This is a genomic window from Streptomyces sp. NPDC052496 (assembly GCF_040679095.1).
Classification (GTDB): Bacteria; Actinomycetota; Actinomycetes; order Streptomycetales; family Streptomycetaceae; genus Streptomyces.
In genome coordinates, this window is the sequence record NZ_JBFAUH010000018.1 from 190948 (window position 1) to 212402 (window position 21455).

Below are 21455 nucleotides of genomic sequence, written 5' to 3' on the forward strand. Positions count from 1 at the left end.
CGGTCAAAAATCTGCCGGACCCGCCCCGTCCGCCCCGGCGCCCGTGACCCGGACCGTCAGGTCGTTGTCGCGGGTGTAGCACGGGCCGATGCTCAGCCGCCCCGACGGGCAGCCGACGGACAGCGCCGGGTGGCTGACGGCTTCCCCCTTCTCCGGTACGTCGTCGAGCAGCCGGGCGATCCGCACCGGCTCGGCCTCCTCGGCCGTACGCAGCCACAGGTCCCAGCTCTCGCTGCCGCCCGCCCAGCGCTCGGCGAGCCGGCCGAAGGGCAGGGTGAAGGCGAAGTCGGGGCCCTCGCCGGTGAGCGGGACGGTGATGCGGGAGACCGGCCCGTCGGCGTCCGCGGCGCCGTGGCGGGTGGTGGCCTCGGCGCGGGCGCCCGGGCCGAGCGCGGCGCCGTACAGACGGCCCGCGACCGTCACGCCGCCGGCGTCGACGTGGACGTCCCCGGCCTCGGCGTGCGGTCCGCGCAGCCAGCTGCGCAGCGCGAGCGCGCCGGACCTGGTCGTGTACGGGATGCGGACGCCGAGCCGGCCGATCCCGGCCAGCGGGCGGCGGTCCACCAGGGAGCGCAGGTCGGTCACGCCGGGCAGCAGCCGCTGCGGGCCGCGGCCGTCCCCGAGGTCGGCGTAGGCGTTCCAGCGGCCTTCGGGGAGCGCGACGGTGCTGGGCAGGACGGCGCGCAGCCGTCCGGAGCCGTTCGGGCCGAGCGGCAGCCGCAGTTCCTCGTCGGCGCCGCCGTCCCGCGGGCCGAGGACCAGCGCCGCGCTCCAGACCGGCCTGGTGCCCTGCGGGGCGGTGATGTCGAAGGTCAGGCCGCCCGCGGAGTCGGCGATGCAGTCCGCGCGGAGCGGCTGGGCGGAGCCGTTCGCCGGGCGGGCACCGCGGCCGGCGGCCGTGGCGTCCGTGTCGGCGGGGTCCGTGGCGGTGGCCTCGGCCCGCACGGGAGCGACGGTCTCGGGACCGGCCGTCCCGGCGCCCGTCACGGGCAGTTGCGTCGACGCGTTCATACCCTCCGCACCCCTCTCACAGCGGCCTGCGCCGCGTCCTTGGTTGCGTACGCCCCGTGCTCCGGGCGGGGCCGGGTCCGCCGGGCGCCGGCGCGGACCGTACCCCCGGTGCCGTGGGCATGGAGAATCAGGAATGAGCTGTGCATGCGTCCCCGTATTCCGTCCCCGTGTCCCTTGGTCACCGCGGACGAGTACCGTCGTCCGCCCGTTGAACGGTTAGACCGCGGCCCCGGGTTCCGGGTTGAGGCCTTTGGCCAACTTGTTCCGAAAGAGTTAGGACATCGGTAGCGGCGTCAGGGAACCTTCCCGAACCGTTGATCGTCGGTTCTGTGCCGTGCTGTATCGCCACAAGCTATGCCGTCCCGGGCCGTCCCGTCACGAGGTGTGCAGCCATCGGCTCGCCGCGCCGTGGCGCCCGTGTCCACAGGGTGGACACGCGGTGCCGTACCGGCTCTCAGGGCCGGTACGGCAGCTGGGGGACGGTGAAACAGTTGGTGTCCATGTCGCCCTGGGTGACCCAGCCGCCCCGGCCGCCGCGCGCCGTGTCGCGCCAGCGGGCGACCGACAGACAGGTGCGGTCGGTGGCCGGCGGTTCGGCCAGCGGCCGGTACGAGACGGGAAGCAGCAGGCCACGGGCGGTGTAGGGGGCGCCATGGCCGACGAAGCGCTCCACGCACGCGCGGGTGAGCCGCTGCCCGCAGGAGCGCGCCGCGTCGGCGAACCACATCGCCGCCGCCCATCCCTCCAGCTGCCACTGGGACAGCGGTTTCCCCTCGGCGTACCGGGCCATCCCGGCACGGAAGTCCCGTACCGCCGCGCCGCCCGGGCCGTTCCCCGGATCGTCGTAGTTGCGGCTGGCGCCGGTGGCCCACAGGGCGTTGCGGCAGCCCGGCGAGTCCTTGTAGTCCTTGGCGACCGCGTCCGACCAGTTCTGTACGTTCGTGACCTTCGCGGTGGGCCGGACGCCCGCCGCGTCCATCGCCTCGCACAGCTGCGCGTTGCCGTGCGTGTCCAGCGCGTCGAAGACCAGATCGGCGCCCCGGTCGCGCAGCCCGGCGGCGACCGCGGGGAAGTTGGGCAGCGCGAAGTCGACCTGCTCGCTGGTCACCTCGTACCCCTCGGCCTCCAGGCCGCGCACGATCAGCCGGGCGTACGCGGCGGACGCCGCCTGGTTGTAGGAGACGACGGCGGCGCTGCGGGCCCGCTGCACGCGCTTGAAGTAGCGGTAGACCTCCGTGCCGCCGTACAGCCGCCCGCCCCAGCCCGCCGCCTTGCCGTCCCGGGGCGCCTGACTGCCGTAGATCCCGTACAGGTGGGGGTACGTGTCGTAGGCGGCGCCGACCGGCTGCCCCCCGATGTCGGGCACGCCCGCCGCGGAGACCCGGGGCGCGCCCGCGTAGTCCAGCGCGGTGGTCGCGACCAGCGCGAACACCTTGTCCTCCGTCAGGAGCCTGCGCACGCACTCGTTGTTGCCGACACCGCTGCCACCGTCGTCGCAGGTCACCGCGCGCACCGGCCGGCCGTTGACGCCGCCCTTCGCGTTCAGGTCCGCGAAGTACGCCAGCGCGCCGTCCCGTGGCCCGGTGAACGCCTCGCCGCCCACCGGGCTCGTCGTGCTGGTGATGACCCCGACGACGACCGGCTCATGCGCGGGGCCGCCGGTGGCGGGCGCGGTCCCGCGGTGTTCGAAGTCGCTCTCCGGGAGCCTGCTGCCGCAGGCCGCGGTCAGCGCCAGCAGCAGTGCCACCGTGGCGGCACCGGCCGCCTCAGCAGCCCGGCGCGTCCGCATTGCCGCTCATGCTCACCAGCGCGCACAGGGTCTTGAGCGACACCTTCCAGACCTTGTCCTGGTAGACGGAGGCGCCCTTGGCGTTCGGCAGCGCGGTGGCGCCCTTGAGGGTGAGGCTGTACGTCACATCGGCCTCGGTCGCCGAGGTGAACCGTACGGCGGTCACCCGCGCCGCGACCTGCCGGCCCCGCTGGTCGCCGTTGAACGCCTCCAGCAGCAGCTGGAGCTGCTCGCCGTTCTGGAGGTACTTCGCCTTCTCGGCGTTGGACAGCTTCGGGTCGAAGAACTTCTGCCAGTTCTCCTTGATCTCGCGCTCGGCGGCTGCCGGGTCGGCCGGGCCGGACCCGGAGGCCGTCGGCGAACCGGCGGTCGCCGTTCCCGTACCCGTGTCCTGCGGGCCGGACGACGCCCCGCTGGGCGCGCGCTGCCCGCTGTCCTCGGCGTCACTGCACCCCGCCGCCCCGGCCGTCACCAGCAGCACCGCCGCCACCAGCGCCGGAACCCTCCGTGCACGCCCCCCACGGACCGTCATGTACACCACCGCCTGTCGTCGCGACCGCCCGGAGCCGGTCTGGCACAAGCCTTCTAGGTGCTGTCTCCACAGGGCATAGTGCAGGCATTCGCCGGAAGCCGCGAGGGGGCGTGATGCGCAACGCGCGAACACGGTTCGGGGCGCGCCTGGCTCCGTGGGGCGGCTGGGCGGCGCTGGCGGGCGGGGCGGTGCTGTGCGCGGTGGGCTGGTACGGCATGTCCGGCGAGCGGTTCGCCGAGCGGCAGATCCCGTTCCTGGCGTCCTGTTCGATCCCGGGGGCCGCGCTGATCATCGCGGGTGCGGTGCTGGTGGCACGCGGCGACCAGGGGCTCGCGGCAGCGCGCGTGGAGGAGTTGTACGGGCTGCTGGTGGCGTACGGGGGCGATGACGCGGCGGTGGGGGCGGGCGGGGCTCCGGAGCCGGGCGGGGCGGTGGCCGAGCCGAAGGGACCGGACGCCGGCCCGCCGCTCACCGTTCCCGGCGGAACGCTTCTGCACCGGCCCGGCTGCCCACTCGTGGCCGGCCGCCCGGACGCCCGGCCCTACGGCGACGGGCCCCCGCCGGCCGAAACGGACGCACCCCCTCCGGCCCCCTGCCCCGTCTGTGAGCCGGACCCCCCGCACCCCGGCCCGGCCCGGTGAGCTCCCTCACGTACGACCTCACCCTGGCCGGACTCGCGGTGGGCAGCGCCGCCGCGCTCACCGGCATCGGACTGATCGTCACCTACCGGGCCACCGGCGTCCTGAACTTCGCACACGGCGCCGTCGCCATGATCTGCGCCTACGTCCTGCGGCAGCTGGCGGTCGGCTGGAACTGGCCGCTGCCGCTCGCCGCCGCCGGCACCCTCCTCGTCGTCGCCCCCGGCCTCGGACTCGTCCTGGACCGCGCCGTCTTCCGCCCCCTGTCCGTGCACGGCGCGGGCCCGGCCCGTACCTTGGTCGCCTCCCTCGGCGTCTTCGTCCTCCTGGTCGGCGGCGCGAGCCTGCTCTGGGGCCCGGGCGCCCGCGCCGACGCACCCGCGCTGCTGCCCGACGACCCCTGGGCGCAGCTCGGTACCGCCGTCACCCTGGCCGCCGGGGTCGCCGCCGTCACCCGCTGGTCCCGCTTCGGACGTGAACTGCGCGCCGTCGTCGACAACCGCCCGCTCGCCGTCCTCGGCGGCATCGACGCCGACCGGGTCGCCGCCGCCGGCTGGGCCTTCGGTTCCTTCACCGCCGGGCTGACGGGCGTGCTGCTGGCGCCGCTGCTGCGCCTGGACCCGTACGGGCTGCCGCTGCTGGTCATGGAGGTGATGGCGGTCGCGGTGGCGGCCGGGCTGCGCAGCCTGCCGGTGGCGGTGGCCGTGGCCCTGGGGATCGGTGTCGCACAGAGCCAGCTCACCCGGCTGCACCCGGGCGGCAGCCTGGAACCCCTCGTCCAGGCCGTCGGCGCCAACCTCTTCGTCGTGGCCCTGCTGGCCACCGCCCCGGCCCTGCGCGGCCTCGGCGTCCCCCACGCCCTGGCGGCCGCGCCGCACGGCCCCGCGACCGCCCTGCGCACCGGCCGGCTGCCCGACCACGCCGGCCGCGCCTGGCTGGTCTGCGGCATCCTCTTCCTGCTGCCCCTGGGCTTCGCGGGCGGTGATCTGCGCACCGCCGTGCAGGTACCGGCGCTCGCCGTGGTGCTGCTCTCCCTGGTGGTCGTCACCGGGCGCGGCGGCCAGATCTCCCTGGGCCAGGCCGCGTACGCCGGACTGGGCGCCCTGTCCACCGCGCTGCTCACGTCCGGCCGCTTCCCCGGCCTGCCGGCCGTCCCCGGACTCCCGGCCCTGCTGCTGGCCGTCCTGCTGACCGCGCCGCTCGGCCTGCTCACCGGCCGGCCCGCGCTGCGCCGGCACGGCCTCGCGACGGCCCTGGCCACCCTCGCCTTCGGCGTCGCCGTCAGCCGCTTCGTCTTCGCCCAGCCGTACGCCACCGCCGGTCTCACCCTCGACCGCCCCGCCGGTTTCGGCGGCGACCGCGCGTACTACGTCCTCGAACTGGTCCTGCTCGGCCTCGCGCTGGCCGGTGTGGCGGCGCTGCGCCGCGGCCGTACGGGGCGGGCGCTGGCCGCGATGCGCGACCACGAGCCGGGGGCGGCCGCCGCCGGTGTACCCGTACCGGCCCTGAAACTGGCCGCCTTCACGGTGGGCGCCGCCCTGGCCGCGCTGGGCGGCGGGATGCTCGGCATGGCGCTGCGCGCCTTCGACCCGGCGTCCTACGACCCGGTGCGCGGCCTGCTGTGGTTCGCGGCCGTGCTGGTCCTGGGGGCCGACAGCCTGCTGGGGGCGCTCGCCGCCGCGGTGCTGCTGGTCGGCCTGGACTCGGGGGCGCAGGGCGGCGCGGCCGCCGCGGTGATCGGCGTACTCGCCGTGCTCACCGGGCGGCTCCCCAACGGCCCGTACGCCGCCCTGCGCGCGGCTGTCGCCCGCCTGACCGCGGCGCCGGAGGTCCGGCTGTCTCCGCTGGGTGCGCGGGTACGGGGTCGGGTGGCGCGGGGGCGTACGGCGGCGGGGAGTACGGCGGCGGGCCGTATACCGGCGGACCGCACGCCCGTGAACTGTACGCCCGTGCGCCGTACGGCGGCAGGCCGTACGACGGCCGGAAGCCGAGCCCTGGAGCCCCGTCGTCCCGCGCCCCGCAGCCCGAGCCCCCCTCCCGCCTCCCCGGCCCTCTCCGTGCTTCCCTCCCCCACCGGCCGCCTCACCGCCCGCGCCCTCCGCGCCCGATACGACGGCTTCACCGTCCTGGACGGTGTCGACCTGGCCGTGGCGCCCGGCCGGATCACCGCGCTCATCGGGCCCAACGGGGCGGGCAAGAGCACGCTGTTCCACTGCCTGTGCGGCACCCTGCGCCCCGCCGGCGGCCGGGTGCTGCTCGGCGGGACCGACATCACCCACCGCTCCGCGCACGCCCGGGCCCGCCTCGGGCTGGCCCGGACCTTCCAGCAGCTCGCGGTCTTCGACGGGCTGACGGTGGCCGAGAACGTCCGGGTCGGCGCCGAGCAGAGCGGCGTACCGGACCCGGCGGCCGCCACCGGCCGGGCGCTGGAGCTGCTCGCCCTCGACGGGCCGCTGCGCACCGCGCCCGTCACCGGCCTGGACACCGGCACCCTGCGCCGCGTCGAACTGGCCCGTGCCCTCGCCGGCCGCCCGCGCACCCTGCTGCTGGACGAACCCGCGGCGGGCCTGGACAGTGCCGAGGTGGCCACGCTCGCCGACGTCCTGCGTGCCGTGGCGGCCGACGGGACGGCCCTGCTCGTCGTCGAGCACGACCTCGACCTGGTCGCCGGTCTGGCCGACACGGTCTACGCGATGGCGGCGGGCCGCATCGTGACCCGCGGGCCCGCCCACCGCGTCCTGGCGGAGCCACGGCCGTGAACGGGCAGCGGCGGTGTACGGAGAACCGGTCACGACAGACAGGGGCCGCGGCATGAGCATCGAGGCCGCCTTGTGTGCGGCCCGCGTCCGCTACGGCTCCCTGGAGGCTCTGCACGGCGTCGGCCTGGCCGTGCCCGGCGCGTGCGTCACCGTGCTCCTCGGACGCAACGGTTCCGGCCGTACCACCGTCCTGCGCGCACTCGCGGGCACCGTACCGCTCACCGCCGGGCGTGTGATGTGGCGCGGTACGGACATCACCCGGCTGCCCGCGCACGCCCGCGCGCGCCGCGGGCTGGTCCTGGTGCCCGACCGCGGCGCCGTGTTCGGCTCGCTCTCCGTCGGCGAGCAGCTCGCACTCGCCGCGCCGGACGGCGCCGTGGGACCGGCCCTGGCTGCGTACCCGCAGCTGCGCGCGCTGCTCGGCCGCCGCGCTGGCACCCTCTCCGGCGGCGAGCAGCGGATGCTCGCCGTGGCCCGCGCGCTGACCGGCCCCGCCCGGCTGCTCCTCCTCGACGAACCGACGCAGGGGATGTCGCCGGCCGTCACGGCCCGTACGCACGCACTGCTCGGTGACCTGGCGGCCGCCGGACGCACCGTCCTCGTCGCCGAGCAGGCGCTGCCGCCCACCCTGTGCCGCGCCGCCACGGTCGCGTACGTCCTGCGGCGCGGCAGCGTCGCCTTCGCCGGTGAACCGGCCGAGGCGGCCCGCTTCCCCGGGCTCGGAGGCAGTGGCCGGGAACCGCTGTCCTGACCGCCGCCGGGCCGCTCAGAGGTTCGGCGTCACCACCCGGCCGGCGAGCACGGGCAGCGCCCGGTCCCGCTTGCCGAGCCCGTACCGCCTGGCGCAGTGCGGCCAGGCGGCCCAGCCCTGGGCGCGCCGCACCCGTTCGGCGACGGCGATCTGCTGCTTGCGGGTGGCCAGGTCGGCGCGCGGCGCGTAGGCCAGGCCGCCGTGCTCCTTCCAGGTCGACTGCCGGAACTGCAGTCCGCCGTAGAACGCGTTGCCGGTGTTCTTGCGCCAGTCACCACCGCTCTCGCACTCGGCGATGCAGTTCCACGGCCCCTTGCTGAGGGAGCAGCCCGCCGGGGACAGCAGGTTGTGTGTCACGTCCCGCGCCTGCGCGCCACCGGGCGCGCACAGCAGGACGACGGCTGGGACGAGGGACAGGACCAGGGACAGGACGGCCGCGCCACGGCGTCCGGTGTTCGCGGGACGCCTGGGCATCAGCGCCCGAAAAGAATGCGACATCGGTTCACGCTAAACAGGTGCGGGCGGGCGCCCGCGCCGCCGCGCCGGACAGCGCGACGCCCCACCCGGTCGGTGGACGGCCGGGTGGGGCGTTCGGCGTACCGGGGCCGTGCGTGGCCCGCGTCCACCGGGCGGCGGCCCCGTGGCTCAGACCGTGAGCCGCTGGCCCGGGACGATCAGGTGCGGGTCGCCGCCGACCACGGCCCGGTTGGCGGCGTACAGCTGACGCCAGCTCACGTTGTGCGCGGCGGCGATCCGGCTGAGCGTGTCGCCCTGCCGCACCGTGTACCCGCCGCTGCCGGCCCGGACCCGGCCGCGGTCGGCGTGGCCGCCGGTGCCGCGCGCCTTCTTGCCGATCTTGGCGCCGACGTCCCGGCGTACGTCCTTGTGCACGTGCCGCTTGCCGCTGCTCTGGCCGGAGCGGAACGTCTTCGGTGCCTTGGGCGCGCTTCCGTACGCGCCGGCCCGTGCGGCGCAGGTCGGCCAGGCGCCCCAGCCCTGCGCCGCCTGGACGCGGGAGGCCACGGCGATCTGCTGGGCGCGGCTGGCTCCGGCGGCCGTCGGCGCGTAGGCCGTGCCGCCGTACGCGCGCCAGGTGCTGTGGGTGAACTGCAGGCCGCCCGAGAAACCGTTTCCGGTGTTGATGCGCCAGTTGCCGCCGCTCTCGCAGCGGGCGATGCGGTCCCACACTCCGCCGTCCGCCGCCTGTGCCGGTCCGGCGGTGGCGGCCACCAGCGCGAGCGGGGCCACCAGGGCCGCCCCGGCGAGCGCGGCGATGTCACGGCGTATGAAGCCCTTCGAAAAAGGCATGGAATCCCTCTCCACGACCCCGGGAGTCCCCCTGGTGCCGTGGCGCGGACGCGTCCTTGGCGTCCGCGGACCTCGGCACCCCGCCCGCCGCGGGGTGGTGCCGGTCGTGCTCGGTGCGCTGCGTGCGGTGCATCCGGTGCCACCCGACACGGCCGGTGTGCCGTGTTCCGTGTGGCGTACCGGCCGTGGTGCGGGCCGGCGTGGATGCGGACGGCGGGCGTCCCCGGGTGGTGCTCGGTGCACACGGCCGGAGAATGTAGGGAGGCTCACGCGCTGTTATCAACCGCACCGCCGTCCTACCTGGCCAGTCGGGCGTTACCGGAGGTATCAGCCAAAACAGGCCACCCACTTGATTCCTCGATTTCCGCATTTGTCACCCAGCCGGCCCGGCGATCTGTGACCCACCTCACCGACTCAACTTCCGTGCCCGCAGCACGGGTTGGCAGGGAGTGAGCGGTTCCGGTCCGCATCTCACGCTCCGCTTCGAACGGTTCGATTCCGTACCCGCCCGCGCGTGACTCCTGCCACAGATCGCCCGTTGTCCTGGTACGAGCCGGCGACCGTCCGGCAGCCCGCGCAACGACCGAGGAGCCCTCCGTGCCGCGCATGCTCGACGTCAGTGACGACGTTCGCGCCGAGATCGGTGACGAAGAAGCCGAACGCCTGCTGGCCGGTGACAACGCCCCCGGCAACTACGACTGCACCTCCTGCCGCACCCCCGGCGACAGCGACCAGGAGCGCACCAGCACCGTCCTGTTCGTCGGCGAGGAGACCGCGGTGCTCGCGTTCGCCCACGCGTCGTGCATCCCCTCGCAGGTCGTACCGGTCTCCGAGGAACAGCTCCAGGGCGCGGTGCGCTCCATCACCGGCGAGGACGGCCACGCCGCCGCACCGCCCGCCGGGCCACCGCCCGCCACCCCCTTCGCCGCGCTCCCCGGCGAGCACCGCCAGGCGACACTCGGTGTCACCTGCGGCCTGGTCCTGGTCGAGAACGACCTGCGGCCCGCGCTCGTCGTCGAACCCGCCGGGCCCATCGCCCGCCCCGGCTCCACCGCACCGGGCGACGCCTTCCTCCCGCTCCTGCTGGAGCACGGCTTCGCCCCGGTGACGGACATGGCCGTACTGCCCGTTCCCAACCCTGGCTGGTCGGTGCTGCTGGCCGCCGGGCAGCTGCACGCCATCCTCCAGCCGGGCACCGACGGCGGCCAGCCCAGTTCCTGGTGGCAGGCGCATCAGCCACTGCCCGTCTCGGACGGCTGGCGCACCGCCGCGGGCAAGGCGCGGACCGTCCTGGTGTACGCGGCGCCGGTGGGCGCCGTCGGCCACCAGCCGCGGGAGGACCTGATGCGCGAGGCCATGGAGAAGGCCGCCGCCGAGGGCAGGCTGGTGGCCGCGTCGATGCCGCTGGCGGGCACCTGACCGGCGCGTTTCCGCTCCCGGCGCCCCGGTCCCGCCCGTACGGGACCGGGGCGCCGTGCCGTTGCGGCGCGGTGCGGCCTCGCGCCGTCCCGGGGCGCCGTACCGTGCCGCGCAACGGCCGTGAGCCGGTGTCATGAGCCGGCCACGAGCCGGTCGCGCTCCCCTTCGGTCAGCCGATTCTTCGCAGAGACCGCATCCCGGGAGCATCCGGGTCGTTGGCACAGACGTGCACCCATACGACCCCTCCTCCCGCGTCCCGTATCCCTACCAGATCCCCGGTATGCGCCCGTCGCACGACGCGACCACGGCGACCATGGCGGCCCCCCACGCCGCCCCCGCCTCGGCCACCCCGATCTACGACGCGCTGTACGCCGAGTACCGCCGTTCCTTCCGGGCGCTGCCGGGGGACCGGAGCGGCGAGGAAGGGATGAGCGCCGAGGCGATGCGGAGCATCTGGGGCCGTACGACCACCGCGACCGGCCACCTCCCGTCGGCAGGCCACTGGGAGCCGGTCCCCCGCCAGCCGTACCACGGCCACCCGCACCACGGAGGCGGCCACCACCGGGGCCACTTCCCCCCGGCGCTGCCACCGGCGCCCCGCGAGTACCGCCCGCACGGCCACTGACCGGCCCACGCGCTCCCGCACGTACCCGCCCGCGCGAAAAAGGTGGCGGGGCGGCTCCCCTCCGGGAACCGCCCCGCCACCGTCGTACCGGCTCTTACTTCTTCTTGCTGCGCTTCTCCCGCACCCGGACGGAGATGTGGATCGGCGTCCCCTCGAAGCCGAACTCCTCACGCAGCCGGCGCTCGACGAAGCGGCGGTAGCCCGCCTCCAGGAAGCCGGAGGCGAAGAGCACGAAGCGCGGCGGCTTGGTGCCCGCCTGCGTGCCGAAGAGGATGCGCGGCTGCTTGCCGCCCCGGATGGGGTGCGGGTGGGCGGCGACGATCTCGCCGAGGAAGGCGTTCAGGCGGCCGGTGGGAACACGGGTCTCCCAGCCGTCCAGCGCCGTCTCGATCGCCGGGACGAGCTTGTCCATGTGCCGTCCGGTACGCGCCGAGACGTTGACCCGCATCGCCCACGGGATCTGCACGAGGTCCCGCTCGATCTCCCGCTCCAGGTAGAAGCGGCGCTCCTCGTCCAGCTGGTCCCACTTGTTGTACGCGATGACCAGCGCGCGGCCCGCCTCCACGGCCATCGTGATGATCCGCTGGTCCTGGACGCTGATGGACTCGCTCGCGTCGATCAGGACGACCGCGACCTCGGCCTTCTCCACGGCGGCCGCGGTACGCAGCGAGGCGTAGTAATCGGCGCCCTCCTGGAGGTGGACGCGCTTGCGGATGCCCGCGGTGTCCACGAACTTCCAGGTCTTGCCGCCCAGCTCGATCAGCTCGTCGACCGGGTCGCGGGTGGTGCCCGCCATCTCGTTGACGACCACCCGCTCCTCGCCGGCCAGCTTGTTCAGCAGCGAGGACTTGCCGACGTTCGGACGGCCGATCAGCGCGATCCGGCGCGGCCCGCCGAGCGGGGTGCCGAAGGTCTGCTCGGGCGCCTCGGGCAGCGCGTCGAGGGCGGCGTCCAGCATGTCGCCGGTGCCGCGGCCGTGCAGCGCGGAGACCGGGTGCGGCTCGCCGAGGCCCAGCGACCACAGCATGGCGGCGTCCGCCTCGCCGGACGGGCCGTCCACCTTGTTGGCGACCAGCACGACGGGCTTGCCGGCCCGGCGCAGCAGCTTGACGACGGCCTCGTCGGTGTCGGTGGCGCCGACCTTGGCGTCCACGACGAAGACCACCGCGTCGGCGGCCTCGATCGCGAACTCCGCCTGCATCGCCACCGAGGCGTCGATGCCCAGGACGTCCTGCTCCCAGCCACCGGTGTCGACGACCTTGAAGCGGCGGCCGTTCCAGTCGGCCTCGTAGGTGACCCGGTCGCGGGTGACGCCCGGCTTGTCCTCGACGACCGCCTCGCGGCGACCGATCATGCGGTTCACCAGAGTCGACTTGCCGACATTGGGGCGGCCGACGACGGCGAGGACGGGCAGCGGGCCGTGCCCGGCCGCGGCGATGTCGCCCTCGACCTCCTCCAGGTCGAAGCCTTCCTGCGCGGCGAGCTCCATGAACTCCGTGTACTCGGCGTCACCAAGCGCACCGTGCTCGTCGCCGGTGGGGTTCTGGTCGTTCATGAAGTCCGTTCCTCGTTCTGCGTCATCGGTCCGGCTGCCCGCTCGTGCGCGGGCCGCCGTTCAAGTCTCGTTCAGTGCCCGGTCAGGCGCCTGGCCTGGGCAAGGTGAGCGGTCAGCCGCTCCTGTATGCGGGTCGTCGCCGCGTCCAGCGCCGTACGGGTGCGCCGGCCGCTGCCGTCGCCCGCCTCGAAGGCGTCGCCGAAGACGACGTCGACGCGGCTGCGCAGCGGCGGCACCGCCCTTATCGCCCGGCTCCGGCGCTCCGCGCTGCCCAGCACGGCCACCGGCACCACGGGCGCCCCGGAGCGCACCGCGAAGTACGCCAGGCCCGCGCGCAGCGAGGCGAAGTCGCCCTCGCCCCGGGTGCCCTCGGGGAAGATCCCCAGCACGCCGCCGTGCGCCAGCACGGCCAGCGCGTCGGTGACGGCCTTGCGGTCGGTACCGGAGCGGTCGACCTTGAGCTGGCCGATGCCGCGCAGGAACGGGTCCAGCGGGCCGACGAACGCTTCCTTCTTGATCAGGAAGTGCACCGGCCGCGGCGCGGTGCCCATCAGCATCGGGCCGTCCAGCCCGTGTGCGTGGTTGACCGCGAGGATCACCGGGCCGGTGGACGGCACCCGCCAGGCGCCCAGCACCCGCGGTTTCCACAGCCCGTACATCAGGCCGATGCCGATCCGCCGTCCGACCGCGGCGCCGGCCGCGCTGGGCAGCCGGTCACCGTCCGGGCCCGCGGCCCGTGCGCTCTGCGTCACCGCGCCGCCTTCGCGGCCATCGCCGCCTCGGTGAGGGTGACCACGCACTCGATGACCTGCTCCAGGGTGAGGTCGGTGGTGTCCACCTCGACCGCGTCGTCGGCCTTGGCCAGCGGCGAGGTCTTGCGGGAGGAGTCGGCCGCGTCCCGCTTGACCAAGGCGGCCTGGGTGGCCGCCAGGTCGGCGGCGTCCTTGCCGGTCAGCTCGCCGCTGCGGCGGGCCGCGCGGGCCTCCGGCGACGCGGTCAGGAAGATCTTCAGATCGGCGTCGGGCAGCACGGTGCTGCCGATGTCCCGGCCCTCGACGACGATGCCCTCCGGGGCCCCGGCGGCGATCTCCCGCTGGAGCTCGGTGATCCGGGTGCGCACCTCGGGGACGGCGCTGACGGCGCTGACGGCCGAGGTGACCTCCTGGGTGCGGATCGGCCCCGCGGCGTCCAGGCCGTCGACGGTGATCGTCGGCGCGGCCGGGTCGGTACCGGAGACGATCACGGGCTTGGCCGAGGCGTCCGCCACGGCGATGGCGTCGTTCACGTCGACGCCGTTGTTCAGCATCCACCAGGTGATCGCGCGGTACTGGGCACCGGTGTCCAGGTAGCCCAGCCCCAGCTTGGCGGCGACGGCCTTGGAGGTGCTGGACTTGCCCGTGCCTGCGGGGCCGTCGATGGCGACAATCACTGCGGCCGGGGCGGTCCGGGCGGGGGTTTCCACGGTGTCGGGCACCTTCCTCGATCACGGGGCGGGACGGGGGGCCGCTCGCGGGGCCCCGCACAAGGTTACTGGCAAGCAGCGGCGCCCCGTGCAGCCCGTACGCCCCTGCCCCGGGGCCCGGTCCCCGCCCCGGGCCCCGGACCCGGCTACTGGCGGATCGACCAGCCCCGCTCGCGCAGCTCCGCCGCCAGTATCGGCGCGTTCTGCGGCTCGACCATGAGCTGGATGAAGCCCGCCTGCTGACCGGTGGCGTGCTCGATCCGGACGTCCTCGATGTTGACCGCGGCCCGGCCGGCGTCCGAGAAGATGCGGGCCAGCTCGCCGGGCTGGTCACCGATGTGCACCGCGACGATCTCGTACGCCGCCGGGGCGGCACCGTGCTTGCCCGGCACCCGCTCGCGGCCCGCGTTGCCGCGCAGCAGTACGTCCTCGACGCCGCGTGCGCCCTTGGCGCGCTCGTCCTCGTCGGCGGCCTCCAGCGCGCGCAGCGCCCGTACGGTCTGTTCCAGGTCGGCCGAGACCTCGCTGAGCACGTCCGCGACCGGGCCCGGGTTGGCGGAGAGGATGTCCATCCACATCCGGGGCGCGGACGCGGCGATCCGTGTCACGTCCCTGATCCCCTGGCCGCACAGCCGTACGGCGGTCTCGTCCGCGCTCTGCAGGCGGGCGGCGACCAGGCTGGAGACCAGCTGGGGCGTGTGCGAGACCAGGGCCACGGCCCGGTCGTGGGCGTCCGCCTCCATGACGACGGGCACCGCGCGGCACAGCGCGACCAGCTCCAGCGCCAGGTTGAGCACCTCGGTGTCGCCGCCCTCGGCCGGGGTCAGCACCCAGGGCCGGCCCTCGAAGAGGTCGGCGGTGGCGGCGAGCGGTCCGGAACGTTCCTTGCCCGCCATCGGGTGGGTGCCGAGGTACGCGGTCAGGTCGCAGCCCATCGCCTCCAGCTCGCGGCGCGGGCCGCCCTTGACGCTGGCGACGTCGAGGTAGGCGCGGGCGGCGCCGCGCCGGATGGCCGCGGCCAGCGTCGGCGCGACGTGGGCGGGCGGTACGGCCACCACGGCCAGGTCGACCGGGCCGGGCGGCTCCTCGGCGGTGCCGGCACCGAGCGCGGCGGCGGTCTCGGCCTGCGCCGGGTCGTGGTCGGCCAGGTACACCTGGACGCCGCGGGCGTGCAGCGCGAGGGCGACCGAGGTGCCGATCAGGCCGGTGCCGATGACGAGCGCGGTCCTCACTGGGCGATGTCCTTCCGCAGGGCCCCGGCGGCACCGAGGTAGACGTGCGCGACCTCGGCCTTGCTGCGGTCGGTCTCGACGTGCGCGAGGACGCGCACCACGCGCGGCATGGCGCCGGCGATGTCCAGTTCCTGCGCGCAGATCAGCGGGACGTCGGTGATGCCCAGCTGCCGCGCGGCGACCGCGGGGAAGTCGCTGTGCAGGTCGGGGGTGGCGGTGAACCACACGCTGATCAGGTCGTCCGGGGCCAGCTCGTTGCGCTCCAGGACGGCCGTCAGCAGCGCGGACACCTGCTCGTGCATGTGCCCGGCCTCGTCCCGCTCCAGCTGCACGGCCCCGCGTACCGCTCGTACCGCCACGTCACCGCTCCCCGAAGTCCCTGTACGGCCGGCACGCGCCCCGCGCCGGCCGCCGTTTTCTCCCCGTCAGCCTAGCCAGGTCCAGGACCGGAACACGACGCCGACCGGTCCGCGAGACACGGGCCGGTCGGTGTACGAGACGTGGGGCCGCGTACGGAGGCCGGTTTCAGCGCCGTCCGGCGGTCCGGTGCGGGCGGGCGACGAGGGCCTGGAGCGCGGGGTCCTGCGGTATCCGGCCGTCGGGGGTCAGCCGGTCCACGGCCTGCGGCAGGGTGTGCGCGAGCTGCCGTGCCGCCTCCTGGGCGCTGACCCCGTGCTCGTCGGCGATCCGCTGGAGGGTCTCGCCGGGCAGCGCCTGGGCGACCTGCTCGGGGGTGACCGGTTCGTTGGCCCCGTGCCCCACCCATGAGTGCGCCTGCCGTCCGAGCTCTCCCTGGAGGAGCTTGCCGAGCACCGCCTGGATGCCGCCGCCGTGGCCGCCGGGACCGCTGCCGTGGCCTCCGGGGCCGGTGCCGCCGAGCGCTCCCAGCAGCGATCCGACGAGGTTTCCGGCCGCGCCGCCCCGGCCGCCGCCGGGCAGCCCGCCTGTCGGTCTCCTGAGGTCTGGTGATCCCGTCATGTCCGTGCCCTTCCGCGAATTCCGGCGTTGTCGATGAGGCCCGCGCGACGAGTGACGTCATTCCAACGTACCGACGCGCCGGGTTTCCGCCACCCGAAACCGACTGGCGCCGCCCCCTCCCACCAGCCACAATCCCCTCCATGCCGACCTCAGCCGAAGGCCACGCCCTGGTCACCGGCCACACCGTGTACGCCTGCGTGACGGGCTCGCGCGCCTTCGGACTGGCCACCGAGGCCAGCGACACCGACCGGCGCGGCGTCTACCTCGCGCCCACCCCGCTGTTCTGGCGCTTCGAGAAGCCGCCGACGCATGTGGAGGGGCCGCGCGAGGAGGAGTTCTCCTGGGAGCTGGAACGCTTCTGCGAACTGGCGCTGCGCGCCAACCCCACCATCCTGGAGTGCCTGCACTCCCCCCTCGTCGAGCACATCGACGCCACCGGCCGGGAACTGCTCGCGCTGCGCGACGCGTTCCTCTCCCGCTCCGCGCACCGCACCTTCACCGGCTACGCGGCCGGCCAGTTCAAGAAGCTGGAGGCGGACGTACGGCAGCACGGCGCGCCCCGCTGGAAGCACGCGATGCACCTGCTGCGGCTGCTGCGTTCCGCCCGTGACCTGCTGCGTACGGGCGTGCTGACGCTGGACGTCGGCGAGGCGCGCGAGGAGCTGCTCGCCGTCCGGCGCGGCGAGGTGCCCTGGGCCGAGGTCGAGCGCCGGATGGCCGTACTGACCGAACAGGCCGCGGCGGCCGAGCCCGGCTCCCCGCTGCCGCCCGAGCCCGACCACCGCCGCGTCGAGGACTTCCTGTACCGCGCCCGGCGCGCCTCAGCGCTCCGCTGCGCCGAGCCGGGCCCGTACGACCAGCTCGTGTAGCGCGTCGGACCCACCGGGCGCGCCCGGCAGCGCGGCGGCGGCCTGCGCCGCGTCCAGCCGGCCGTGCGGCTCCGCCACGTCGGCCCGCAGCCGCGCCGCGTCGACCAGCTCGGCGGCGGACCCGTGCTCGGCCCCGGCCTTGGCCGCGAACAGCTCCGGTACGTACGAAGGCGCCGTCACCAGCCCGGTCAGCGTCGGCAGGTGCGCCCGCACCTCACCACTGCCCATCAGGTGAATCCCGGTCAGCAGCGCCCAGCAGCGTGCAGAGCAGCGGCTTCAGCTCCCCGCTCTTCTCGGACAGGCGCCACCGCGTGTCCGCGAAGCCCAGCGGGTCGCCCTCCCCGCCGTCACCCCACTCAGGTCCAGGTCGGGCAGCCGGCCGCCCGCAGCGCGGCGCCTTCCCGCGCCGTGTCACACATCCCACACCTTTCCCAGGCCCACCAGCTGGTCGCGGTACTCGATCCGGTCCACCCACTCCCCGGGCCACGCCCCGGCGCCCAGGCGGGCGCCCGCGAAGGCGCCGGCAAGACAGGCGAGGGAGTCGGAGTCGCCGGAGGAGCAGGCGGCCCGGCGCAGCGCGGTCAGCGGCTCGTCCGGGAAGAGCAGGAAGCACAACAGACCGGTGGCGAGCGCTTCTTCCGCGATCCAGCCGGCGCCGGTGGCCCGGCACGGGTCGGCCTCCGGGTCGGGCACGGCCAGCGCCGCGTCCAGCCGGTCCAGTACGCCGAGGCAGTCGTCCCACCCGCGGGCGATGAAGTGCTCGGGGGACGGGTCCTGGGCGCGCCGCCACAGCTCACCGAGCCAGTCGCCGCGGTAGACGGTGCGGCTCTGTACCGCGTACGACCGCAGCAGCCCGGTCAGCTCGTCCGGCCGGGCCCCCGTTGCCAGCAGGTGCACGGCGTACGCCGTCAGGTCGCCGGCGGCGAGCGCGGTGGGGTGCCCGTGGGTGAGCGCGGACTGGAGCTGTGCGGCGCCGGAGCGCTGCTCCGGGGTCAGCCCCGGCAGCAGCCCCACGGGCGCCACCCGCATGTTCGCGCCGCACCCCTTGGAATCGATGCGGCCGGCCTCGGTCCACGGAAGACCGTCGTCGCTGAGCAGCCGACAGGCGGTGAGGCAGGTGTTGCCGGGCGCCCGGTTGTTGTCCGGGGAGCGCCACCACTCGACGTAGTTCCGCCGTACGGGCGGGAGCAGGTGCGCGGCGTCCAGGCCGCCGACGCCGCCCGCGGCCGCCGTGGCCGTGCGCAGGCCGCGCCCGAGGGCGATCGTCATCTGCGTGTCGTCGGTGACGTACGCGGGGTCGGGCAGCGCCATCTCCCGCCACGGGCCGTACCTGGCCTCGATCGCCGGCACGTCGATGAACTCGGTCGGAGACCCGAGCGCGTCACCGAGCGCCAGCCCGATGAGCGATCCGGTCGCGGCGGATGCCATGAGAAGAACCACCCCTTAATCGTCACAGTGACAATAAGGGGTGGTCCCGCCACCTGACAAGGCACGTAGTGCCCTGTACGCGGTGCCTACAGCTCCACCTCGCGCATCAACATGCCGACCTCGGTGTTCGTCATCCGCCGCAACCAGCCGGACTTCTGGTCACCCAGCGCGATCGGCCCGAACGCGGTCCGCACCAGCTTGTCCACCGGGAAGCCCGCCTCGGCCAGCATCCGGCGCACGATGTGCTTGCGGCCCTCGTGCAGGGACACCTCGACCAGGTAGTTCTTGCCGGTGTTCTCCACCACCCGGAAGTGGTCGGCGCGCGCGTAACCGTCCTCCAGCTGGATGCCGTCCTTGAGCTGCTTGCCCAGGTCACGCGGCAGCGGCCCCTGGATCGCGGCCAGGTAGGTCTTCTTCACGCCGTACCGCGGGTGGGTCAGCCGGTGGGCCAGCTCGCCGTGGTTGGTGAGCAGGATGATGCCCTCGGTCTCCGTGTCCAGCCGGCCCACGTGGAACAGCCGCGTCTCGCGGTTCGTCACGTAGTCGCCCAGGCACTGCCGCCCGTCCGGGTCCTCCATCGTCGAGACGACACCGGCCGGCTTGTTCAGCGCGAAGAAGAGGTACGACTGGGTGGCGACCGTCAGGCCGTCCACCTTGACCTCGTCCTTCTCCGGGTCGACCCGCACACCCTGCTCGGTGACGATCCGCCCGTTGACCTCGACCCGCGCCTGGTCGATCAGCTCCTCGCACGCACGGCGCGAACCCATGCCCGCCCGGGCCAGCACCTTCTGCAGGCGCTCGCCCTCCTGGTCACCGAACGTCTTCGGAGTCTTGATCTGCGGCTTGCTGTGACGGGCGCGGTTACGCTCCTCCACCTGCGCGTCGTACTCACGCGGCCGCGCCGGGGCCTGCCCCCGGCCACGCTGCTGCTGCCCCTTGCCCCCGGGCTTGCCGCCGCTCTTCGGGCTCGTACGGGGACCGCCCTTGGCGCCGCCGCGGGCGGCCGCGCCGCGGCCCCTGCGCTCTTCACCGCGGTCCGGGGCGCCACCACGGCCGCCGGGACCGCCGGAGCCGCCGCGTCCGCCCTGGCCGCCGGAGCCGCCCCGGCCCTCGCCGCGGCCCGGCCCGCCCTCGCCCACGTCGTAGCGGCGCTCCTCGGGACGGGGCCGGCCGGCGCGCTGCTGCTTCTCGTCCTTCTTGTTGCCCGCACCCCGGTAGTTGCCCCTACCGGCGTCCCTGTTGTTCCTGCCGCTGCTTCGCATCAATGATCCGTCTGAGAGTCGTCGCCGCTGTCGTCTACGTCGAACGACGGAACACCTTCCCGGGAATCGCCCTCGACCGCCTCCGCCTCCGGGAGGAAGGGAGCGAGCTCCGGGAGCTCGTCCAGGCCGCGCAGGCCCATCCGCTCCAGAAAGTAGTTCGTCGTCCTGTACAGGATCGCACCTGTTTCAGGTTCCGTCCCCGTCTCCTCCACCAGACCGCGCTGGAGAAGGGTGCGCATCACACCGTCACAGTTCACCCCGCGTACGGCCGAGACCCGGGAACGGCTGACCGGCTGACGGTACGCGACCACGGCCAGAGTCTCCAATGCGGCCTGCGTCAGCCGGGCCTGCTGGCCGTCCAGGACGAAACTCTCCACGGCGTCCGCGTACGCCGGCCGCGTGTAGAAACGCCACCCACCGGCCACCAGCCGCAGGTCGAAGCCCCGCCCCTGCCGGGTGTACTCCTCCGACAGCTCCCGCAGCGCCAGCGCCACCTCCCGGCGGGGCCGCTCCAGCACCCTGGCCAGGTGCTCCTCGGTCGCGGGCTCGTCCACGACCATCAGCACCGCCTCCAGCGCCGGCCGCAGCTCCAGGTCCGCGACGCCGAGCGCCCCTGCCGGGGCGTTCCCCGCATCCGGCGCGCCCCCGTCCGCGTTCTCCTGCTGCACGTCACTCACCCCGGCTCCGCCCTCTCTCCTCGCTCGCGCCGGCCCGCGCGTCCCGCTGCTCCGGCTCCCGGTCGAACTCGTCCGTCACGACCGGCTCGGCCTCCGCACCGCCCGTCCACCGGACCGTCAGCGCGCCCAGCGCCTGCTCCTGGTCCAGCTCCACCACGCGCTCCCGGTACAGCTCCAGCAGCGCGAGGAAACGGGCGACGACGGTCAGCGTGTCCGGCGCGTCCTCCGTCAGCTCCGCGAATGCGGCCGTACCGGCCGCGCGCAACCGCGCCACCAGCACCTCCGCCTGCTCCCTGACGCTCACCAGCGGCGCGTGGATGTGATCCACGTACACCTGCGGCCTGGCCTTGGGCTGCATCGCCTTCACCGCGAGCCGGGCGAAGCCTTCCGCGCCGATGCTGAGGGCGACCTCGGGCAGCAGTTCCGCGTGCTGCGGCTCCAGTCCGACCGTACGGGGGTAGCGGCGGCCCTCGTCCTCCAGGCGCTCACTGAAGAGGTCCGCGATGCGCTTGTACGCCCGGTACTGGAGCAGCCGCGCGAACAACAGGTCCCGCGCCTCCAGCAGCGCGAGGTCCGCCTCGTCCTCCACCTCGGCCGCGGGCAGCAGCCGCGCCGCCTTCAGGTCGAGCAGCGTCGCCGCCACGACCAGGAACTCCGTGGTCTGGTCCAGGTCCCAGTCCGGCCCCATGGCCCGGATGTACGCCATGAACTCGTCCGTCACCTTGGACAGCGCGACCTCGGTGACGTCCATCTTGTGCTTGGAGATCAGCTGAAGCAGCAGATCGAACGGCCCCTCGAAGTTCTCCAGCCGAACCGTGAACCTGCCGTCACCGGCCTCACCGTCCGCGGTCGACGGGGCATGCTCTTCGGTGACGGTCATCTCGTTCCAGACAGCAGCAACAGGTCCCCCAAAGCGTAGCCGCCCACGGGGCCAGCGAATTTCGCGGCGCGCTTCGTCGTTGTGGCTGGGGTTTCTGTCGTCCTCAATCGCCGGACGGGCTTGTGGGTGCGCCGGCCTGGTGTGGGGGTGTGGGGGCCTTGTGGGGGTGCGCCGTGTGCGCGATGGGTCCGGTGGTGGGGGGGCTCGGGGCCACACAGGGGTCACACCACCGACCCCCCGAAGCATCCCCCGCGCGATAAACAAACCCACAACCACCCAG

Annotated in this window: 21 protein-coding genes and 1 pseudogene; 6 read left to right on the top strand and 16 right to left on the bottom strand. The window is 74.5% G+C overall.

The annotated features are described in order from the left end of the window. Window positions 1–3 precede the first annotated feature (3 nt). The 3 genes from AB0L45_RS24295 to AB0L45_RS24305 all read right to left on the bottom strand — a co-directional run bounded on the left by AB0L45_RS24295 (window position 4) and on the right by AB0L45_RS24305 (window position 3332). Window positions 4–1011: a hypothetical protein gene (locus AB0L45_RS24295; protein ID WP_365843237.1), complete on the bottom strand. Its 1008-nt coding sequence runs from the start codon at window positions 1009–1011 to the stop codon at window positions 4–6. Window positions 1012–1465: 454 nt separating this feature from the next. Further along, window positions 1466–2800, bottom strand: coding sequence for an ABC transporter substrate-binding protein (locus AB0L45_RS24300; RefSeq protein WP_365843239.1), 1335 nt, complete (start codon window positions 2798–2800; stop codon window positions 1466–1468). Continuing rightward, window positions 2778–3332, bottom strand: a complete 555-nt coding sequence (locus tag AB0L45_RS24305) for a hypothetical protein (protein ID WP_365843241.1) — start codon at window positions 3330–3332, stop codon at window positions 2778–2780. Before AB0L45_RS24305 ends, AB0L45_RS24300 begins: the two co-directional genes overlap by 23 nt. Window positions 3333–3445: 113 nt before the next feature. On the opposite strand from AB0L45_RS24305, the gene AB0L45_RS24310 reads away from it, so the two are divergent. From AB0L45_RS24310 to AB0L45_RS24320, 3 genes are read left to right on the top strand one after another with little or no spacing between them, the layout of a single operon-like run. Continuing rightward, window positions 3446–3973 (top strand): hypothetical protein, encoded by a 528-nt coding sequence (locus AB0L45_RS24310; protein WP_365843243.1) that lies wholly within the window; start codon window positions 3446–3448, stop codon window positions 3971–3973. Then, window positions 3970–6729: an ATP-binding cassette domain-containing protein gene (locus AB0L45_RS24315; protein WP_365843245.1), complete on the top strand. Its 2760-nt coding sequence runs from the start codon at window positions 3970–3972 to the stop codon at window positions 6727–6729. Before AB0L45_RS24310 ends, AB0L45_RS24315 begins: the two co-directional genes overlap by 4 nt. A gap of 52 nt (window positions 6730–6781) precedes the next feature. Next, on the top strand, window positions 6782–7480 hold the full coding sequence (locus tag AB0L45_RS24320; RefSeq protein WP_365843247.1) for an ATP-binding cassette domain-containing protein: 699 nt from the start codon (window positions 6782–6784) through the stop codon (window positions 7478–7480). Between the two features lie 15 nt (window positions 7481–7495). Here AB0L45_RS24320 and AB0L45_RS24325 read toward each other — a convergent pair whose 3' ends face one another. After that, complete coding sequence (locus AB0L45_RS24325; RefSeq protein WP_365843249.1) at window positions 7496–7978, bottom strand: transglycosylase family protein; 483 nt, start codon at window positions 7976–7978, stop codon at window positions 7496–7498. 147 nt (window positions 7979–8125) lie between these two features. Beyond that, window positions 8126–8788, bottom strand: a complete 663-nt coding sequence (locus tag AB0L45_RS24330) for a transglycosylase family protein (protein WP_365843251.1) — start codon at window positions 8786–8788, stop codon at window positions 8126–8128. A 597-nt stretch (window positions 8789–9385) separates the two neighbouring features. On the opposite strand from AB0L45_RS24330, the gene AB0L45_RS24335 reads away from it, so the two are divergent. Next, window positions 9386–10207 carry a hypothetical protein gene (locus AB0L45_RS24335; RefSeq protein ID WP_365843253.1) on the top strand — a complete coding sequence of 274 codons (822 nt, stop codon included), beginning with the start codon at window positions 9386–9388 and terminating at the stop codon, window positions 10205–10207. Window positions 10208–10520: 313 nt separating this feature from the next. Further along, complete coding sequence (locus AB0L45_RS24340) at window positions 10521–10832, top strand: hypothetical protein (protein ID WP_365843255.1); 312 nt, start codon at window positions 10521–10523, stop codon at window positions 10830–10832. Between the two features lie 94 nt (window positions 10833–10926). On the opposite strand, the gene der is transcribed toward AB0L45_RS24340, so the two are convergent. From der to AB0L45_RS24370, 6 genes are all read right to left on the bottom strand, one after another. Continuing rightward, window positions 10927–12387, bottom strand: a complete 1461-nt coding sequence (der, locus tag AB0L45_RS24345) for a ribosome biogenesis GTPase Der (protein ID WP_365843257.1) — start codon at window positions 12385–12387, stop codon at window positions 10927–10929. A 71-nt stretch (window positions 12388–12458) separates the two neighbouring features. After that, window positions 12459–13046, bottom strand: a complete 588-nt coding sequence (locus AB0L45_RS24350; RefSeq protein ID WP_365843289.1) for a lysophospholipid acyltransferase family protein — start codon at window positions 13044–13046, stop codon at window positions 12459–12461. An 89-nt stretch (window positions 13047–13135) separates the two neighbouring features. Next, a complete protein-coding gene (cmk, locus tag AB0L45_RS24355; RefSeq protein ID WP_365843259.1) occupies window positions 13136–13849 on the bottom strand; it encodes a (d)CMP kinase in 714 nt (237 codons plus the stop codon). 146 nt (window positions 13850–13995) lie between these two features. Beyond that, window positions 13996–15081 (bottom strand): prephenate dehydrogenase, encoded by a 1086-nt coding sequence (locus AB0L45_RS24360; RefSeq protein WP_365843261.1) that lies wholly within the window; start codon window positions 15079–15081, stop codon window positions 13996–13998. Continuing rightward, window positions 15078–15440: a chorismate mutase gene (gene aroH, locus AB0L45_RS24365; protein ID WP_365843263.1), complete on the bottom strand. Its 363-nt coding sequence runs from the start codon at window positions 15438–15440 to the stop codon at window positions 15078–15080. The genes AB0L45_RS24360 and aroH overlap by 4 nt, the downstream gene beginning before the upstream one ends. 166 nt (window positions 15441–15606) lie before the next feature. Continuing rightward, window positions 15607–16059 carry a YidB family protein gene (locus tag AB0L45_RS24370; protein ID WP_365843265.1) on the bottom strand — a complete coding sequence of 151 codons (453 nt, stop codon included), beginning with the start codon at window positions 16057–16059 and terminating at the stop codon, window positions 15607–15609. Window positions 16060–16199: 140 nt separating this feature from the next. Between AB0L45_RS24370 and AB0L45_RS24375 the strand changes: the two genes are divergently transcribed. After that, window positions 16200–16928: a nucleotidyltransferase domain-containing protein gene (locus tag AB0L45_RS24375; RefSeq protein ID WP_365843267.1), complete on the top strand. Its 729-nt coding sequence runs from the start codon at window positions 16200–16202 to the stop codon at window positions 16926–16928. On the opposite strand, the pseudogene AB0L45_RS24380 reads toward AB0L45_RS24375, so the two are convergent. The 5 genes and pseudogenes from AB0L45_RS24380 to AB0L45_RS24400 all read right to left on the bottom strand — a co-directional run. Next, window positions 16881–17253: pseudogene (locus tag AB0L45_RS24380) on the bottom strand (nucleotidyltransferase domain-containing protein); the annotation flags it as partial. The gene AB0L45_RS24375 and the pseudogene AB0L45_RS24380 overlap by 48 nt on opposite strands. An 86-nt stretch (window positions 17254–17339) precedes the next feature. Then, on the bottom strand, window positions 17340–18356 hold the full coding sequence (locus AB0L45_RS24385; protein ID WP_365843269.1) for an ADP-ribosylglycohydrolase family protein: 1017 nt from the start codon (window positions 18354–18356) through the stop codon (window positions 17340–17342). Window positions 18357–18442: 86 nt separating this feature from the next. Further along, window positions 18443–19618, bottom strand: a complete 1176-nt coding sequence (locus AB0L45_RS24390) for a pseudouridine synthase (RefSeq protein WP_365843271.1) — start codon at window positions 19616–19618, stop codon at window positions 18443–18445. Further along, complete coding sequence (gene scpB, locus AB0L45_RS24395) at window positions 19618–20295, bottom strand: SMC-Scp complex subunit ScpB (RefSeq protein WP_365843273.1); 678 nt, start codon at window positions 20293–20295, stop codon at window positions 19618–19620. Before scpB ends, AB0L45_RS24390 begins: the two co-directional genes overlap by 1 nt. Next, entirely contained in the window at window positions 20288–21175 is an 888-nt protein-coding gene (locus tag AB0L45_RS24400) for a segregation/condensation protein A (protein WP_365843275.1), read from the bottom strand. The genes scpB and AB0L45_RS24400 overlap by 8 nt, the downstream gene beginning before the upstream one ends. Window positions 21176–21455 lie beyond the last annotated feature (280 nt).

Bases quoted from the DNA above. Each gene is read 5' to 3' on its own strand.
- AB0L45_RS24390 (WP_365843271.1), bottom strand. From the start codon at position 19,618: ATGCGAAGCAGCGGCAGGAACAACAGGGACGCCGGTAGGGGCAACTAC.
- AB0L45_RS24400 (WP_365843275.1), bottom strand. From the start codon at position 21,175: ATGACCGTCACCGAAGAGCATGCCCCGTCGACCGCGGACGGTGAGGCC.
- AB0L45_RS24305 (WP_365843241.1), bottom strand. From the start codon at position 3,332: ATGACGGTCCGTGGGGGGCGTGCACGGAGGGTTCCGGCGCTGGTGGCG.
- AB0L45_RS24340 (WP_365843255.1), top strand. From the start codon at position 10,521: ATGGCGGCCCCCCACGCCGCCCCCGCCTCGGCCACCCCGATCTACGAC.
- AB0L45_RS24310 (WP_365843243.1), top strand. From the start codon at position 3,446: ATGCGCAACGCGCGAACACGGTTCGGGGCGCGCCTGGCTCCGTGGGGC.
- AB0L45_RS24320 (WP_365843247.1), top strand. From the start codon at position 6,782: ATGAGCATCGAGGCCGCCTTGTGTGCGGCCCGCGTCCGCTACGGCTCC.
- der (WP_365843257.1), bottom strand. From the start codon at position 12,387: ATGAACGACCAGAACCCCACCGGCGACGAGCACGGTGCGCTTGGTGAC.
- AB0L45_RS24350 (WP_365843289.1), bottom strand. From the start codon at position 13,046: ATGTACGGGCTGTGGAAACCGCGGGTGCTGGGCGCCTGGCGGGTGCCG.
- AB0L45_RS24385 (WP_365843269.1), bottom strand. From the start codon at position 18,356: ATGGCATCCGCCGCGACCGGATCGCTCATCGGGCTGGCGCTCGGTGAC.
- AB0L45_RS24330 (WP_365843251.1), bottom strand. From the start codon at position 8,788: ATGCCTTTTTCGAAGGGCTTCATACGCCGTGACATCGCCGCGCTCGCC.
- AB0L45_RS24295 (WP_365843237.1), bottom strand. From the start codon at position 1,011: ATGAACGCGTCGACGCAACTGCCCGTGACGGGCGCCGGGACGGCCGGT.
- AB0L45_RS24370 (WP_365843265.1), bottom strand. From the start codon at position 16,059: ATGACGGGATCACCAGACCTCAGGAGACCGACAGGCGGGCTGCCCGGC.
- AB0L45_RS24300 (WP_365843239.1), bottom strand. From the start codon at position 2,800: ATGCGGACGCGCCGGGCTGCTGAGGCGGCCGGTGCCGCCACGGTGGCA.
- AB0L45_RS24325 (WP_365843249.1), bottom strand. From the start codon at position 7,978: ATGTCGCATTCTTTTCGGGCGCTGATGCCCAGGCGTCCCGCGAACACC.
- AB0L45_RS24375 (WP_365843267.1), top strand. From the start codon at position 16,200: ATGCCGACCTCAGCCGAAGGCCACGCCCTGGTCACCGGCCACACCGTG.